We start from the raw sequence: 16,363 nt of genomic DNA on the forward strand, positions 1-16,363 counted from the left end.
AGGTAGAGCCATTACAACAAAAAGAACCAGAACTTCAGATATTTGAAGATGAACCAGCTATATACATCCACTACCACAAAAAGCCGTGGCAAAGGAAAATCGTTATTGACACACATCTTGACCATCCTGGATTTGCGATCAACCATCAAAAAGAGGCAGTTGCAATCGGAACTATCATTGATGCAAGTTTTACAGCTCCAAAAAACGAGTTGACCCTACCAGTCATTTTTTATGATCCAGAAGGAAATTACATAGACCACAGCGAACTATCAGATTTCCAGGAGAAAAACGGCCGATGAGTAAGTCAACCACACACGCTTCACCCTGCAAATACCCTTCTACCAAATTCACAAGCCATTGCGTCTCTAAAGGCCTACAATGACCGAGACATGATGTTTATGAGATCTGCTGATAATCTCGCAACATCCGCCATAATGCTCGAACTAATTGAATGGCTAATAAGTACATCACCAGGGGGAAACATAACATTTATATTCAATAAACTAGAAGAAGTAAGACAGGTTTCAGCAACTGGTATTGCCAAACGAAAGCATACAATGTCAGAGCCGATCGACCAAAACACGTTCATTATCATCTTAGAAGCTGCAAGCGTCGAACCAATACCACTTAGTGAAGCAGTGCACAAAAAAAATGACATATACTGACGGCCCCGTAATCAGGGTCTCCGACGGTGACATCGTATATCAACAATCCGACAAAACAAATCAAGCTGAACACCTTGCCCTAAACGCGGCTGCCAACGCCAGGCTTGAGATACAACATGGACCACTTACCAATAACTGCAACTCCACACCACACATTCTTTTTGGTAACACACCACATGTGATTGGTGTTACAATACCCTGCGAACACAAACACAATTTTACAAATGAAGGAACATTTGAACACGAAGCCATCCGTATCTCTGATTTACACACCACCACAAAACTACTTCAACAGATGATAACTGACATCGATGCCCCCATCAAACGAAACACTTCAGCATTGCTAGAACAAATATACCCGGTCTACCGACTTGATCCACAATCTTTAACATCAAAGAGAAAGCTCTGGTCACAATCGTACGCATGGGCACTACCCAGACTTCAGAGCGGACAACTCTTCCCAACCAATCAACTCTCAGCAACAAGATTAAGACTAAAACATATCAAAGCATCTATACAAAGTCGCTAATGTATCCCGTCACCTGCTACTACCCAAAACTCTATGACACCCTTGTGCACCACAATGCTGATAAAACAATAACCTATCAACTTGACCAAATTGAAAAAACCAAATGGCTCTATTACAAACTAAAAACTTCCCCAAATTACGATACCCAAGTAGTAAACAGCTCAGATGACTCAGTTTTAAACCTCTGCCACTCATCCAAATACCTAAACTCACTCAAAACCGGCAAACCTCAACCCCTAGCTGAAACATCAGGACTCATCTGGCAAAAAAATCTATATCCCGCCCATGTTAACTCCGTCTGGTCTTCGATAAAATCCTCCATCTCCGCCCTAAACAAAAACATCTCGATGACCTTAACCAGTGGCGGCCATCACGCAGTTGCAGACAGAGGTTATGGCTTCAACCCCATCAACACCATTGCTCTAACTACTAAGTATCTACTAACCAACAAGATCATAAACAACATAGCCATCCTTGATCTAGACGTTCACCTCGGCAACGGCACAATCGAACTCCTTCAGCACACCTCCAATATCCACATCTTTGACATTTACCGATACACCAAACCAGAGTGGATTACTCGACTACCATCCACACTTCCTGATAACATCCGTGTCTATCAAACCGATTCCACGAACCAATATTTTAAACAGCTGGAGTCGTACCTTGCCCAAATTAAAAAGCTCAATCCTGGTTTAGTTATTTACCACCACGGAGTTGATGTTTACAAAAATGATCGCTATGGCGGCATTCTCAAATTTTCTGAAGAAAAAATTCATCTCCGCGAGCGTCTACTCCTTAAATCTCTTTACCGTCATGTCCCGATTATGATTATTCTTGGAGGTGGTTATGTTAAATACGACAATCCAAGTCTCACCACCTCACGCAAAAAACACCCTCCACCGCCTCCACACCATCTTCTTTGAAGAACTTGAGAAACAAACAAATGAATTATCATCAACATTCTAGAAAACTAGCCCCCCTCCCCTCAACCAGCTACAATATTCCTTATGCAGACTGTTATTAACACCGCTCTTACTCACTATCTGCTCATCAACCCCAAAGCCAAAAAGACTGCCATCCTTCTCCATGGTTGGGGTCACAACTCTTCACTTTGGCAACAAGCTGTTCTTGAGTTTGACTCGCGATACCGATACTATCTGCTCGATCTTCCTGGTTTTGGCAGTACTCAAAACCTTCCCCCCGGTGCCGACATCCCCGAATTTACTCAGTTTGTTTTAAGCTTCATCAAAAAAATGAAAATTAAACAACCTCTTGTTATCGGTCACTCCTTTGGCGGCCAAATTGCTATAGACCTAGCTGCCTCATATTCCAATCTGCTCTCCGCCCTCATCCTTATAGCCCCGGCTGGTATCAGGACCATAGACCCCAAACTAAATCTCAAGGTTTACCTCATAAATCACCTTGCTCGCCTCTATCGTCCAATTAAAAAGGCAATTCCTTTTCTGGCTCACACCCCCTTAACCAACAATCTCGCCTCGGCAGATTACAAAGCTGCTTCTCCCGCCAATCGTCAGGTCTTGAAAAAAATTATCCGCCATGACCTGACTCATAAGCTTAACCAAATCTCTACTCCTACCCTCATCGTCTGGCCCGAGCTTGATCAAGAACTTCCTAATTTCTCAAGAACCTTAACAGATCATATCCCCAACTCCCGTCTGCGCGTCCTCTATGGCCAAGACCACAACCCCCATCTAAACAACCCATCAGAGCTAATCAGTACCATCAATCACTTTCTCTCTACCCTATGATCACTCTCCCCCTCACTCACCATCTTCACATCCTTCAACTCGAAGGCTACTCCCCTCTTCGTTTTCTCCGTTGGTGGCTTACCCATCCACTTGATTTCCAAGCCCCCATCAAAACCACTCTTAAATACACCCCTAAAGCCAAACGCCTTCTAGTCCTTTCTATTTTTAGCGCGTCTCTCCTCATTACCCTCTCATATATATATCTCTCTCTACCCACCACCCTGCTCATATCCTTTCTTCTTTTCTTCTTCCCCTATCCCCTTCTCTTCTTTGCTCTCTTACTCATCAAACCCTATGAGATTATTAATCTTCATCACACTATCATCAACACCAGCAAAATCCTTGCCTCTCAATCCAATCTCACCACCATCGGCATCACTGGATCCTATGGCAAAACCAGTACCAAAAACTTTCTCTATCATCTCTTAGACCATCACCACTACTCTCTTAAAACCCCTGCTTCATACAACACCATCTTTGGTATTGCCAAAGCCATCTCTCTTGAACTAACCTCCAAAGTCGACTCCTTCATCTGTGAGTATGGCGCCTACGTCAGAGGTGAGATCAAACAACTAACCCGTATGGTTCCTCCAGACTACGCCATCCTCACCGCTATCGGACCACAACACCTTGAGCGTTTTAAATCCTTACACAACACTACCCTGGCCAAATTCGAACTCATCGACTCCGTTATTCCTCAAAACGCCCTGGTTAATCTTGACAACGAGCATATCCGCCACCATCTTGAAAAACACTCTTCATATCAAGGTCTTAACACTTACTCATTTAAGTACAAAAAGGCTACCTTTTATGTCTCTCAGTACCAACTTACCTCGACAGGCTCCAGCTTTACCATTAAATACAAGGGGGAAAGCTATCCCTACTCCACTCATCTTTTTGGTACCAGTAATCTAGAGAACTTAGTTGCCGCCATCTCCATGTGCTTACTCCTTAAAGTCCCCCGTGCGACCATTACCAAAGCCCTTACCACCCTTAAACCCGCTCCCAATCGCCTTGAGATCAAAACCATCAACCAAGCCACCGTTATCGACAACACTTACTCCAGCAATGTAGAGGGTTTCACCAGTATTATTAATGACCTCAAACCTCTTAAAGGTAAGAAGGCCTTAATTACTCCAGGCATTGTTGAGTTAGGCCAACAAACCACACCTATCCATCACCAAGTTGGCAAGCAAGCGGCCACTGTCTTTGACACTATTATCTTAGTTGGTCAATCCCCAAGAACATTAGCTCTAGAAAAAGCTATTAAATCCACCCACCCCTCAACCACTATTACTTACCTCACCTCGCCTTCAGATTACTGGCCCACAGTCAGAACCTTATCCCAAACCCACTCCTGGATTTTGCTTGAAAACGACTTACCAGACAACTACTAAGCCCCTCCTTTTACCCCACCCTTAGCAAATCCGCTTAAGATATTACTCTCAAAGGTAGTCACTTTCTTTTGTTTCTTTTGCCAATCCGATACAGCTAGCTCGACCAACTCATCTACTAACTTATCAAACTTCACTCCAGTTTTTTCCCACAAGTAAAAAGCTAATGATCCTGGCATGGTGTTGATCTCATTAAAATACAATCTCTTACCGTCATACATAAAATCAACCCTAGCAATCCCCTTACCCCCAATCGCTCTAAAAAATCTTATCGCCATCTCCTCCACTGCTTTAATAATCTTTTTATCAACTCTGGCTGGCATCAATCTATCCGCAGCTGCCATTCCCTGCGTCTTACCACTCTTCTTAGCTCCTGGCTTAATATACTTATCCTCAAATGACAGCACCTCACCGCTAGTCAATGGCTGCTCCGTAATCGAAACTTGATATGGATCATTTCCCTTAATCGAGATGTTAACCTCAACCATATTCTTAACTGCCTTTTCCACCAAAACTCGGCTATCATACGCCAAAGCCACCTCAATCGCGTTGACCAGTTCGCTTTTACTCTTTGCTCTTGTGATTCCAATACTAGAACCCAAACTATTAGGCTTTACAAATACATCACTCCCCAGTTTGTCTATTTCACTCAACAATCCTTTCTTATTAACACCCCACTCTTCTTCACTGACTAACACATCCTCGACTACCTCTATACCCAAATCCTTAGCAACTCTTTTAGCCAAATACTTATCCATTCCCAAAGCACTTGCCCCCACTCCACATCCCACTAAAGGCAATCCCGTCAGCTCCACCAATCCCTGCATCGTTCCATCCTCACCATTCTTTCCATGAAATACTGGGAACACCACCCCTATCTCCTCGGCTACTCCTCCAAAACCCATCATCCCTTTTCCAAGTAGCTTTAGCTCTCTATCCGGCGGCAACACCACTCGTTTCCCGTCTTTAACCGGATTGTTTAAGTTTTGGTAGAAAGATGGCTCCAAAAATTTATCTCCTCCCATATACCATTCACCTGATTTACTAACATAAATAGGCAATACCTTATGACCCGCTCCTTTTAAGGCATGCATCACCTGCAACGCCGTCACGATCGAAACTTCATGCTCAGTACTTACACCTCCATACAATACCAAAACGTTTCTCATAAACGCCATTATATCCTCTTTACCTCCTATCCTTAAACCCTTTGGGCAAACGGCAATATAGCCAACACTCTAGCTCTCTGCACTTCTCGAGTCACTCTTCGCTGGTGCTTCTGACACACACCAGTTCTCATTCTCGATACCAACCGACCCTTAGACGACAAATACTTTGACAACACCTCAATTTCCTTATAATCAGGCTCCTTCATGTTCACACAAAAGTAACAAGGCTCCTTTGATCTTCTGATTTTCTTTTTTACTGGTGTTGCCATTTTTATTTACTACTAATTACTTTAAAAAGGAATATCATCGGCTACTTCCTCAGCCAAATCCTTCTCTTCTTTCTTACTCTTCTTCTCTTTCTTGTCGTCTCCACCCTGATCATCCTGTTTCTCATCCTCAGCGGTTTCTAACTCAATTCCTTCTCCACCTTCCTCAGGCATCATCGAGCTTGTGTCTACTCCACCGCCAAACTCTTCTTCCTGCCCTTGTTTACCTTGACCAAAGGCAATCATCTCCTCGATCACTATCTCAGTGGTTTTTCTCTCAGCTCCATCCTGACCCGCCCAAGTTCGGGTAGATAGTCTTCCCTCAACATATACTTTTCTACCCTTAAAGAGTAAATTGGCACAAATCTCAGCCAACTTGTTCCACGCCACCACATTATGAAACTCAACATCTTCCTGCTTTTGACCGCTGTTATCAACCCACTCACGATTAGTCGCAATTCCAAATGAACAAACTGGAGTTCCCTGAGGTGTATATCTAAGTTCAGGATCTCTGGTTAGGTTTCCAATTATAATAACTTTGTTTAAGCTTCTAGCTGCCATATTCTTTTATTACCGAAAAACTAAAAAGTTACTCCTTCTTACTTTTAAGCTTTGCCGGCTTATTATCCTTAATAATCCGCTGATTTTTAACTACCAATAAATGTCGTAGTAATCCTTCCTCTAGTTTAATCCGCTTCTGCAACTCAGTCACCTCATCAGCCGCCAACTCCAACTCAAACAAAACATACACACCCTTCATTTGTTTTTTAATTGGATATACCAAATCTTTCTTGCCCCAAAAATCAACACTTACCACTTTACCACCACTTTTACCCAACCACTCTTTAACCAAAGCCTCAGCCTCTTTCTGTTGCTTACCATCAGGCAATACCAACATTAACTCGTAATTCTTTTTTGTCATCTTGTTCAAAATAAATATATCACACTAATTTTACTTTTAGACTCATGCTTGATCAAAAAGCCAAGTCTAAAACCGATCCATTTATCAGTTACATCGGCCTGGAAATTTTACCTCAATATAGCTTCAAAAGCAATTATATATCCTTACTGACCAATCATAAACTCCACTACATCCCCCTCCTTCATCTCATACTCTCTTCCCTCCATTCTCATTTTTCCTTCCTCAGCCACACCTTTCCAACCCTGATACTCGATAAAATCGTCATAACTACACACCTTTGCCTTAATAAACTTCTTTTCAAAATCACTGTGAATCACCCCTGCAGCCTCAGGGGCCTTACTCCCCCTCTCTATAGTCCAGGCCCTCACTTCCTTTTCTCCAGCCGTCAGGAAACTAATCAAGTTTAGTTTTCCATAAGCCAAACTCACCAACCGATCTAGACCCGACTGGCTTACTCCCAACTCAGCCAAATAAAGTCTTGCCTCTTCCCTACCTAACTCAGCCACCTCAGCCTCTACTCGAGCCGACAGCGCCACGACTGGTATCTTTAACTTTGCCTCCACCTCAACCTCAACCTCTGTCACTTTATCCATCTGATTCTCACCAATATTCACTACCGCCACCTCATCCTTCATGGTTAACAAAAACATCTCCCCCACCCACTCCCTCTGTTTATCACTCATCTTAAGCAATCTAGCTGGTTTACCCTCATTTAGATGGTTAAATAACACCTCAGCCCACTCCCTTATCTCCGCTGTCTGTTTTCTGGCTACACTAAGCTGTCTCTCTACCGTCTCTAGATCCTTCATGATCAACTCAGCCTCAACTACTGCATAATCATCCTCAGGACTAACAGCCCCAGCTCTAACCACATCGTCATCCTCAAAAGCCCGCAACACATGACAAACCAAATCGACCTCGCGAATATTAGCCAAAAACTTATTTCCCAACCCCTCACCCTTGGCCGCCCCCTTAACCAAACCGGCAATATCATTAAATGTCACTGTCGCTGGTACTATTCGCTCAGTCCCCACTACCTTAGCAAGTTTCTCCAATCTCTCATCCGGCACCGGCACTACTCCCACATTAGGCTCAACTGTGGCAAATGGGTAATTAGCTGCCAACGCCTGTTGCTTACCCAACAATGCATTAAATAAAGTACTCTTCCCCACATTTGGTAACCCGACTATGCCGACTGATAAACTCATGTCAGCATTATACCGCCACACCCCTCTCCTTATTCTCCTGCCAATTTGCTACCATTAACTAGACATGCTTGCCCACCTGATTATCTATTTTCTATCATTTGTCGGTGTCTGGGTCGGATCAGGCCTAGCCATTAAATCAGTCGAACGGCTTTCCCGTACTCTTAAAGTCTCCTCCTTTGCCATCTCCTTTATCACCCTAGGCTTCTTCACCTCCATTGGCGAGCTCTCTGTTGGTCTAAACTCCATCATCAAGAATGATCCAGAAATCTATGTTGGCAACCTTATCGGTGCCACCATCGTCATCTTCATGCTCATCATTCCGCTCCTGGCAATTCTTGGCAACTCCATTCGTATTACTCCTGAGTTTAAAGGCTTTAACCTAGCTGCTTCCCTTGTCGTTATCTCTCTCCCTGTCATCTTAGCCATGGATGGCCGTGTTGGTCACACCGACAGCTACAGTGTTCTCATTCTCTTTACTCTTCTTTTAATCAGCGTTCAAAGTCGTCGTGGTTTAATCGAAAAGCTAAAAAGCATAACTCCCAAGCCAAATATCAAGTTAGGTAAAGAACTGGTCAAGATTGTTTTTGGTCTTGCCACCATCTTCATCTCCAGTCGTTTCATCGTTGAACAAACTCTCTACTTTTCCAATTTTTTTCACATCTCTCCCTTCCTCATCAGCCTTATGGTCATCTCGTTAGGTACTAATATTCCAGAGCTTTCACTCGTGCTTCGCTCAGCCTTCATCCGTAACCACCAGATTGCCTTTGGCAACTATGTTGGCTCAGCCGCTTTTAATACCTTTTTACTAGGCCTGCTTACCCTTATATACGGCGACACTGTTTACCTCACCAATAGCTATCTAGTAAGCCTACTCTTCCTCATCTTTGGACTGATTGCCTTCTACTACTTCGCCCGCACCAAAAACACCATCTCTCGTCTTGAAGGAGTGTTTCTCCTTTTCATCTATCTTGCTTTTATCTCCACTGAAATAATCCTCCACTAATCAAGCTAAGTGATTCCATTTTTTGTTGATGCGCTACAATTCTAGTATGAAATTTTTGCCCAAACTTCTTCTCATTATCTCAGTTGTTTCTGTCCTCCTAGTATCTACTCTCCTCTACTTGTATCTCAAAAACCAAACACCACTCGTCAACTCTTTTGATGATTGTGCCAAATACTATCCCGTTATGGAAAGCTATCCCCGCCGCTGCAACACCCCCGATGGCCGCAGTTTCACCGAAACCCTCTCCCCCACTCCCACCCCCACACCAACTCCAGTCGATGACACCATCGCCTGCACCATGGAAGCCCTACTTTGTCCTGATGGTTCCTACGTTGGTCGAGTCCCTCCCAGTTGCGAGTTCGCCCTCTGTCCCTAAAAACCGCTTTTTCCACCGCAAGTCCTATAAAATGATAAAATATACTTCTCGTACCTAATATTGTGGAGATTAATCATGGTTGAAGTACTTGTGATCATTGCTCTCTTGATCTCAGTAGGATCAGGAGTTCTCTATCTGATCAGCCGCATGCCACTTACTGAGGAAGACTTCGACGAATTCGACCTCTACCACTAAGGAGATTGTCATGTCGCCAGGAGCACTGTTTGTTATAGCCTTGGCTATTGTTCTAGGCTTCAACCTGTATCTGGCCTCGAAGCCAAAAAACAAACCCCCCGACGACCGGGAGTTCTACAAGTAGACTTCCACCCACTGGCTGGTGCCATCTTCACCTTGGCACCAGCCTTCTTTCGTTAACGACTATTCCTTCCCAACTAACCACACCCCTGAATATGCCGGCAAAACAATCTTGTCTTCTTTCCTTTCTGCTCTGTTAATAGAGAGAGCTAGCTTCTTATTTTCATCCAAACTTACTACCCGTTTTTTTCTACTTAAATTAACAAACACCTCAATCTTTCTCCCTTCTCCTCCATACCGCAAGCTCAACCAGTTTCTTTTTCCTCGATTACTTCTTATAGGTTTCACCACCGCCAACTCTGGATACTTCAACCTTGTTCTAAAAATCTTACTCAACTCATCTCGAACCAACTTAGCTTTTTTGCTTCCCAACTCAGTCTCGGTCAACCATCCCCTATTTCCATCACGGGCATCGATCCTGATATATCGCCTGTTTGTCACTTTTCCTACTTCATCACCATAGACCACCGCACAAGCCCCATTCACCGAGGCTAACAAAAAATGTGCTAAGACAATCTTGCGCGGATCTTTTTTCAAGAAAGAGGCTGTTCTTCCAGCCAACCCATACTCCCCCCTAAACTCAACTCCATTTTTAACCAAAGAATCATAAACCAATCTCCTCACTTTAGGCTGCGCATACTCCAAACTCAGCTCATCATGATTCCTCAAAAAACTCACCCACCCAGCATGACTAGGAATATCTCTCGTTCTCCTTAAGGCCTTCCAGATATAGCTACCCTTTCTTGACACTATCGTTGCCCACAACCCTCGCATTAACTCAAAGTTATATGCCATCTCTGCCTCAGGCTGTTCATCGCTACCAAAATACTTTTTCATCTTATACATCGGCTGACACGCCTCAATCAACAACACTCCATCCTTATTTACCTCCTTAACCATTCGGCGCAACTCTCTTACTACCTTATGACTACCCATCTGACCTTCTCTAATATTACTTAAATTCTTTCCCGCAAACGGTGCCGCATCAATCCGAAAGCTTAAACCCTTACCTCCCCAGAAACTTATTACCTCCCCAAATGCCTTTACTACTTCAGGATTAGTCCAGTTCAAATCTATCTGGTGTTTATAGAATGTGTGGTAATACCAAAAACCATCCTCACCCCTAAACCAGTGAGGCAACTCTCCATTTTGATTTAAGAATATGATTCGCGATCTTAACTCCCTCCTATTCAACCTGTACCTCGCCCACTTACCCCACCGATCATCCTCAACCTCAATCAGTTTAGGTTGCACTGGGGTATGTATAAAAAAGTTGCGGTAGTACTCATCTCCTGATACCGCCTTTTTGAACCACTCATGCTCCACTGACACATGGTTTACCACCAAGTCCATAAACACCTTCATCTTTAGTCTCCCAACCTCTCTTAAAAACACCTCAAAACCTTCATTGCCACCCAACCTCTTTCTTACTTTAAAAAAATCACTTACATCAAATCCGGCATCCTGCATTGGTGACTCCAAAAACGGTAACACATGAATTACATCAAACCCTGTCTCTTTTATATACTCCAAGTTTTTAGCCAGACTAAAAAAATCTCCTCTCTTACCATTACGAAACGCGTCAGCGTAAACCACATACAAATTCATTCTCTTGTACCACTCCACCTGCTTTCCAATATCCACCATTACCTTCTCCTTACCAGCCTACTTTCCTCACCATCATCCTCTACTTTCCAACCTTGTTTCTCAATTTTCTCTCTCACCGCATCTGCCTCCTCCCACTTTTTCTCCTCTCTTAATCTGTTTCGTTTCTCAAGCATTTTAGTTAACTCCTCAGGGGCTTGCTCCTCACTCAACCCTTCTACTGATTTTCGCAAATCAAGGCCCAATACCTCATCAAACTCTAAAATCAGATCATATTTATCATAATCAGCCACATTACTCTTAACTACCTCCCAAACTACTGCCAATGCCTCTGGCATATTAAGATCATCTCCAATTGCGTGTAAAAACTTCTCTCGATAGTCGTTAATCTTTTTAAGCTTATCCTCTCGCAAATTAGTTCTCTCGCTTCCCTTCTTGTATCCTGACAGCATTCTCACCAACCTATCTCTTGCTTCACTGGCTGCTTTCAACGCCTCCCAGGTGAAGTTGAGTTGTTTGCGATAATGACCACTCAAGTAAAAATACTTTAAGTCCATTGCTCCAAAATCTTTTCCTCTTAAGTCATTAAGACCATACGCGTTACCCAAACTCTTACCCATTCTTCCCCCATCAACTAAAAGAAAGGCACCGTGTACCCAGTACTTAACAAAAGGTCCCTTACCTGTTGACGCCTCGCTCTGAGCTATCTCATTAGGGTGATGTGTCGACCGCAAGTCCTCCCCCCCTACATGGATATCAAATTGTTCACCCAAATACTTCATCCCCATAGCAGAACACTCAATATGCCATCCAGGAAACCCTACCCCCCAAGGACTCTCCCACTCCATATCTCTTTTCTCATTCTTAGGTGAAAACTTCCACAAAGCAAAGTCTCGCTTATCTCTCTTCTCAGGATTAACCTCCACTCTCGCTCCCTCCTTAATCTCAGTTAAATTGGACAACTCCCCATACTTACTCCCCGCCGCCTCAAACGCCTTAACATCAAAATACACACCATCGCTTATACGATAAGCAAATCCTTTTTCCTCAATTCTTTTAATCAACTCAATCTGTTCCCTAATATGATCAGTCGCCTTACAAAACACCATCGGCTTGCTTAAGTTAAGCTCAGCAAAACCCTCCAAAAACTCATCTGTGTATGCCTGAGCAACCTGCCAAGCTGTTTTTCGCTCTCTCTTAGCCGCCTTTTCCAGTCTATCCTCACCCGTATCAGCATCTCCCAGGTTATCTCCAGTCAAATGCCCCACATCTGTAATGTTCATTACATACGAAACCTCAAGACCTAAGTACTGCAAAGCTCTAACCAACCAATCAGCTAGTACATATGTTCGCCAGTTCCCAATTGTTACTGTAGAGTAAACCGTCGGTCCACAAGTATACATACCCACCTGACCTTCCTTGATAGGAACAATCTCTTCAATCTGTCTACTCAACGAGTTATATATCTTCATACTTCTTTAAGTATATCAACCCTACCCCACCTGCTTCACCACCTCACCCGTTCCCCCACCTCTCTTCGCTTTAAGCAACAAATCACGCAATCTCTTTTTTCGACTACTTTCCTGCTGGTCACTTACGGCCTCCTCTCTCGCCTCTCGCTGAATCGCTTCCTCTCTAACCCTCTCCTTATTCCTAACTACTGCCGCCAGCTCCTGACGCAGCTGTTCTATCCTAGCTCTAGCCTGCCTCTCCTTCATCATTCGCCTTTCTGCCTCCTCATGATTCACAGACTGTGACTGGCCACCACTATCAACATTTTCTTTCAACTCACCACCGCCTGTAACCACCTCACCAGCCATTTTCTTACCAGCATCAACCAAACCCTCAACCACATCACTCGAAGCCGCTTTTCCTGCATCTGCCAATCCTTGTTGTAACTGTTTTCCTAGTGTAGCCATACTCCTATTATTCCATTTCCTTTCTACCCTCCATAGCCCTACTTAAGGTCGTGTCATCCGCATACTCGAGGTCTGCTCCGGTCGGCAAACCTCTCCCGATTCGCGTTACCCTTACTTTTTCTCCCATCTCCTTAACTTTGTCGGCAATGTACATCGCTGTCGCCTCCCCCTCCATCGAAGGGTTGGTGGCAATAATCAATTCATCTACCTGCTCCTCCTTAATCCGTTTTAACAATTGAGGTAAATAAATGTCATTCGGTCCAATATTATTTAAGGGATTAATCACTCCGTGTAAAACGTGATACACCCCAGTGTATCCATCAGATCGCTCCAAAGCCAACAAATCAAGCGGTGTCTCCACCACACAAATCTGACTACTGTTTCTACCCCTATCACTACAAATCCGACACGGACTCTCCTCATCCACATTGAAACATCTCTCACACATCTTGGTATCCTTCTTTAATCTTTCCACCGCCTCAGCAAATCTCTCTAATCGATCCTGCGGAAACCTAAGCATATAGTAAGCCAATCTCTGGGCAGTTTTAGGCCCAATTCCCGGCAACCCCTCCAATTGATCCACCAATCTTTGTATCGGTCGTATACTTCTCATAGCAACTACCAAGTATATCTCTTAATCAAACAAAAACGAAGGATAATTCCAAACCCACTACAAAACTACTTAAACATCTTACCTAGATCACCCATCATTCCCTGCATCTCACTAGCTGCCCATTTCTGTGCTCGCTCAATCGCTTGATTCACCACCTTTGACAGCTCTTTCATCTCCTCACCTGCCACCTCAATCCGCTTCACCTTACCATCACCACTCACTATTACCTTAACATCACCTTCTTCATGAACAATCTTCTTTTTACTTATCCTTCTCTGCAACATCACCAACTTAGCTGCTGCTGCTCCTTTTGATCCGATTCCTCCCAGTTTATCTAGCATTACCCCATTATACCAAAAAAAACGGCGAGTCGTTTTTAACAAAACTCGCCGTCAACACGAAACGGTCTGCTCAGATGTAGGCAGGCTCCCAGGTTAACAGTTCCAACCACTGTTCATCACTGTCAGGCTGGACACTGACTGTCACCTCAGAACACATGCGAGTCACTATCTCTAGCAACTCATCCCGAGTGACAGCTTTACCGAAAGGAACTCCGGCCTTAACCGCTCTGGCGACCACTTCACGGGCCATTGCTGCAATCTGGTCTGGAGGCAGATAGTTAAATTCCACTGACTCCACCATCAGCTTAATGACCCTGACCTTAAAGTACTCCTCGCTTATTACGTACAGCACGGCAGAACTCCTTTCTACCTTAAGTTACCAGTATTTTACCACTATATAGGATACTTTTACACCTCTACTCCAAACACATCCTCTACTGCTTCAACCAGCTTGTCATCCTTCTCTGGAGCAGTGACATTATCATGCTCCTCCATTACTTTTGCCGCTCTCACCGCCTTCTCTCCCAACACAAACTTAACTGCTGGCAAACCCACTTCCCTTTTTAGTGTTTCCTCAAGCATTCGCCTTCTCGTCTCCTGTTCCAACTGCTCCTTATGAAACTTGTAATATGCCTCTATCACCAAAAAATGATTTTCAACCCTTTTTGGTCTACAGGACCTAAGTAACCCAGCCACACTATGATTTAAAGGTGACAATGACTTAATCACCTCATCCCATTTACTCATCACCTCATCCAAAGACACCTTCTCTCGAACCTGTACCATATCTGCCTTAATCTCGTCTCGACCTGTCTCGTTCTTTTCACCCATCTCATCCCTTTTCTCATCTAGTTTGCCAACCTCAGCTTTTTGCTCCTTAGCTACCCTCACGCTTCCACCACTTATTTCCACTTCCCTATCTAGCTCAACTGCCACCATTTCTAAAGGTAAAGCCGGTACCACTGCTGTCTTGATCTCTCCGCATGCTCGTGCCACCAACATTGTCACCACTCGCAATCTCTCAATCTCCGCCTCTATCTCCACCTTACCTATCCCGTATTTTGCTTTTAGCTGACCTCTTACATAATCAAGTAGCTTCTCGGCAAAGTTACTCCAATCCACACCACCTTTCTCCATACTCTCAAGCTTCTCTAAAACCAACTTAGTTTTACCACTAATCAATAACTGGGCAACTTGCTTAACCTCTCCACCTCTCACACTTCCCAGTATCTCCTCAACTTTCTTCAAACTAACCTCTTTTCCAAAACTAGCCAGTTGCTCCAACAACTTGTGTCCCTCCCGAAAACTCCCATCCACCGACTCAGCCAATAACTCAAGCACCCCTTCCTCAAGTTTTAGCCCTTCACCTTTAACCACTTTACTCAAACTTTTAATCACCTCATCCTTACCTGCCTTTACAAAACCAACTCGAGTACACCTACTCACTATCGTCTCAGGTACCTTATGCTCCTCAGTTGTACACAACACAAACATTGCATGCTCTGGTGGCTCCTCCAAAGTCTTAAGCAAAGCGTTAAAAGCCTCTACCGTCAACATGTGTACCTCATCGATGATATACACCTTCTTTCTACCAGCTACCGGTGACAAACCAATCTTATCTCTTAACTCCCTGATTGCATCAATCCCTCGATGCGACGCTGCATCAATCTCCATTACATCTACAAAACTTCCCTGTTCTATAGCCCTACAGTTATCACACTCTAAACACGGCTCACCACTAGCGGTTGGCTTCTCACAATTAACCACCTTAGCCAGTATTCTAGCCGCCGAGGTTTTACCCGAACCCCTTGGGCCCACAAACAAATATGCATGGGCCAACTCACCCTTCTTTAACCCCGCCGCCAAAGTATTCCTTACCTCCTCAAGGTCAAGTTCCTCAATTCTTCTTGGTCGATATTTACGATAGAAACTACTCATCAATCACCACTCTAGAATAGCCCCATCAGTGATATCAACTACCAATTAATAGATCAAAATACTACTCCTCATCCACATACTATGAAGTATCAGGCAAAACTCAATTCACTAAATTCCTTTCATTAACCCCGTTGCAAAATTATTTTTATCATGTTATACTATAGGTCCGCAACCAGCGGATTGCACATATATTGCTAAGGAGCACAGAATGGCTAAGAATGCTCACGGTGAAAAGCTCTGCAGGTGTGGGGTGCCGTTAAGATGGCATCCAGCAGGCTGCCCCTCCGCGAAGGACCTGCCCAAGGTTCTCGCCAAAATCGAGAAAGAA

The 16,363-nt window shown here is 43.9% G+C and carries 18 protein-coding genes; 6 read left to right on the top strand and 12 right to left on the bottom strand.

What is annotated here, in order from left to right:
• Positions 1-651 precede the first annotated feature (651 nt).
• The 4 genes from MICH65_RS03810 (at position 652) to MICH65_RS03825 (ending at position 4,363) form a co-directional block, all read left to right on the top strand.
• Complete coding sequence (locus tag MICH65_RS03810) at positions 652-1,194, top strand: hypothetical protein (protein WP_161932085.1); 543 nt, start codon at positions 652-654, stop codon at positions 1,192-1,194.
• On the top strand, positions 1,194-2,120 hold the full coding sequence (locus tag MICH65_RS03815) for a hypothetical protein (protein WP_161932086.1): 927 nt from the start codon (positions 1,194-1,196) through the stop codon (positions 2,118-2,120). Before MICH65_RS03810 ends, MICH65_RS03815 begins: the two co-directional genes overlap by 1 nt.
• Positions 2,121-2,204: 84 nt before the next feature.
• Entirely contained in the window at positions 2,205-2,966 is a 762-nt protein-coding gene (locus MICH65_RS03820; protein ID WP_161932087.1) for an alpha/beta fold hydrolase, read from the top strand.
• Entirely contained in the window at positions 2,963-4,363 is a 1,401-nt protein-coding gene (locus MICH65_RS03825) for a Mur ligase family protein (protein ID WP_161932088.1), read from the top strand. Before MICH65_RS03820 ends, MICH65_RS03825 begins: the two co-directional genes overlap by 4 nt.
• On the opposite strand, the gene MICH65_RS03830 is transcribed toward MICH65_RS03825, so the two are convergent.
• The 5 genes from MICH65_RS03830 to ychF all read right to left on the bottom strand — a co-directional run bounded on the left by MICH65_RS03830 (position 4,360) and on the right by ychF (position 7,925).
• Complete coding sequence (locus MICH65_RS03830) at positions 4,360-5,529, bottom strand: D-alanine--D-alanine ligase family protein (protein ID WP_161932089.1); 1,170 nt, start codon at positions 5,527-5,529, stop codon at positions 4,360-4,362. The genes MICH65_RS03825 and MICH65_RS03830 overlap by 4 nt on opposite strands.
• A 32-nt stretch (positions 5,530-5,561) precedes the next feature.
• Positions 5,562-5,798 carry a 30S ribosomal protein S18 gene (rpsR, locus tag MICH65_RS03835; RefSeq protein ID WP_161932090.1) on the bottom strand — a complete coding sequence of 79 codons (237 nt, stop codon included), beginning with the start codon at positions 5,796-5,798 and terminating at the stop codon, positions 5,562-5,564.
• A gap of 21 nt (positions 5,799-5,819) precedes the next feature.
• On the bottom strand, positions 5,820-6,356 hold the full coding sequence (locus MICH65_RS03840) for a single-stranded DNA-binding protein (protein ID WP_161932091.1): 537 nt from the start codon (positions 6,354-6,356) through the stop codon (positions 5,820-5,822).
• A 28-nt stretch (positions 6,357-6,384) separates the two neighbouring features.
• Positions 6,385-6,717 (bottom strand): 30S ribosomal protein S6, encoded by a 333-nt coding sequence (rpsF, locus tag MICH65_RS03845; RefSeq protein WP_161932092.1) that lies wholly within the window; start codon positions 6,715-6,717, stop codon positions 6,385-6,387.
• A gap of 143 nt (positions 6,718-6,860) precedes the next feature.
• The gene (gene ychF, locus MICH65_RS03850; protein WP_161932093.1) at positions 6,861-7,925 is read right to left on the bottom strand and encodes a redox-regulated ATPase YchF; all 1,065 of its coding nucleotides are present in this window, start codon (positions 7,923-7,925) and stop codon (positions 6,861-6,863) included.
• A gap of 64 nt (positions 7,926-7,989) precedes the next feature.
• Between ychF and MICH65_RS03855 the strand changes: the two genes are divergently transcribed.
• The gene (locus tag MICH65_RS03855) at positions 7,990-8,928 is read left to right on the top strand and encodes a sodium:calcium antiporter (protein WP_161932094.1); all 939 of its coding nucleotides are present in this window, start codon (positions 7,990-7,992) and stop codon (positions 8,926-8,928) included.
• A gap of 46 nt (positions 8,929-8,974) precedes the next feature.
• Complete coding sequence (locus MICH65_RS04315; RefSeq protein ID WP_165983840.1) at positions 8,975-9,304, top strand: hypothetical protein; 330 nt, start codon at positions 8,975-8,977, stop codon at positions 9,302-9,304.
• Positions 9,305-9,682: 378 nt separating this feature from the next.
• Here MICH65_RS04315 and MICH65_RS03860 read toward each other — a convergent pair whose 3' ends face one another.
• From MICH65_RS03860 to dnaX, 7 genes are all read right to left on the bottom strand, one after another.
• Positions 9,683-11,266 (bottom strand): alpha-amylase family glycosyl hydrolase, encoded by a 1,584-nt coding sequence (locus MICH65_RS03860; RefSeq protein ID WP_161932095.1) that lies wholly within the window; start codon positions 11,264-11,266, stop codon positions 9,683-9,685.
• Positions 11,266-12,696 (bottom strand): cysteine--tRNA ligase, encoded by a 1,431-nt coding sequence (gene cysS / locus MICH65_RS03865; protein WP_161932096.1) that lies wholly within the window; start codon positions 12,694-12,696, stop codon positions 11,266-11,268. The genes MICH65_RS03860 and cysS overlap by 1 nt, the downstream gene beginning before the upstream one ends.
• Before the next feature lie 21 nt (positions 12,697-12,717).
• Positions 12,718-13,143: a hypothetical protein gene (locus tag MICH65_RS03870; protein ID WP_161932097.1), complete on the bottom strand. Its 426-nt coding sequence runs from the start codon at positions 13,141-13,143 to the stop codon at positions 12,718-12,720.
• Positions 13,144-13,150: 7 nt separating this feature from the next.
• Positions 13,151-13,756, bottom strand: coding sequence for a recombination mediator RecR (recR, locus tag MICH65_RS03875; RefSeq protein ID WP_161932098.1), 606 nt, complete (start codon positions 13,754-13,756; stop codon positions 13,151-13,153).
• Between the two features lie 65 nt (positions 13,757-13,821).
• Entirely contained in the window at positions 13,822-14,097 is a 276-nt protein-coding gene (locus MICH65_RS03880) for a YbaB/EbfC family nucleoid-associated protein (RefSeq protein WP_161932099.1), read from the bottom strand.
• Positions 14,098-14,167: 70 nt separating this feature from the next.
• Entirely contained in the window at positions 14,168-14,449 is a 282-nt protein-coding gene (locus tag MICH65_RS03885; protein ID WP_161932100.1) for a hypothetical protein, read from the bottom strand.
• Between the two features lie 56 nt (positions 14,450-14,505).
• Positions 14,506-16,035 (bottom strand): DNA polymerase III subunit gamma/tau, encoded by a 1,530-nt coding sequence (gene dnaX / locus MICH65_RS03890; RefSeq protein WP_161932101.1) that lies wholly within the window; start codon positions 16,033-16,035, stop codon positions 14,506-14,508.
• Positions 16,036-16,363 lie beyond the last annotated feature (328 nt).

This window comes from Candidatus Chazhemtobacterium aquaticus (genome assembly GCF_009936135.1).
In the GTDB taxonomy this organism is placed as follows: domain Bacteria; phylum Patescibacteriota; class Microgenomatia; order UBA1400; family Chazhemtobacteraceae; genus Chazhemtobacterium; species Chazhemtobacterium aquaticus.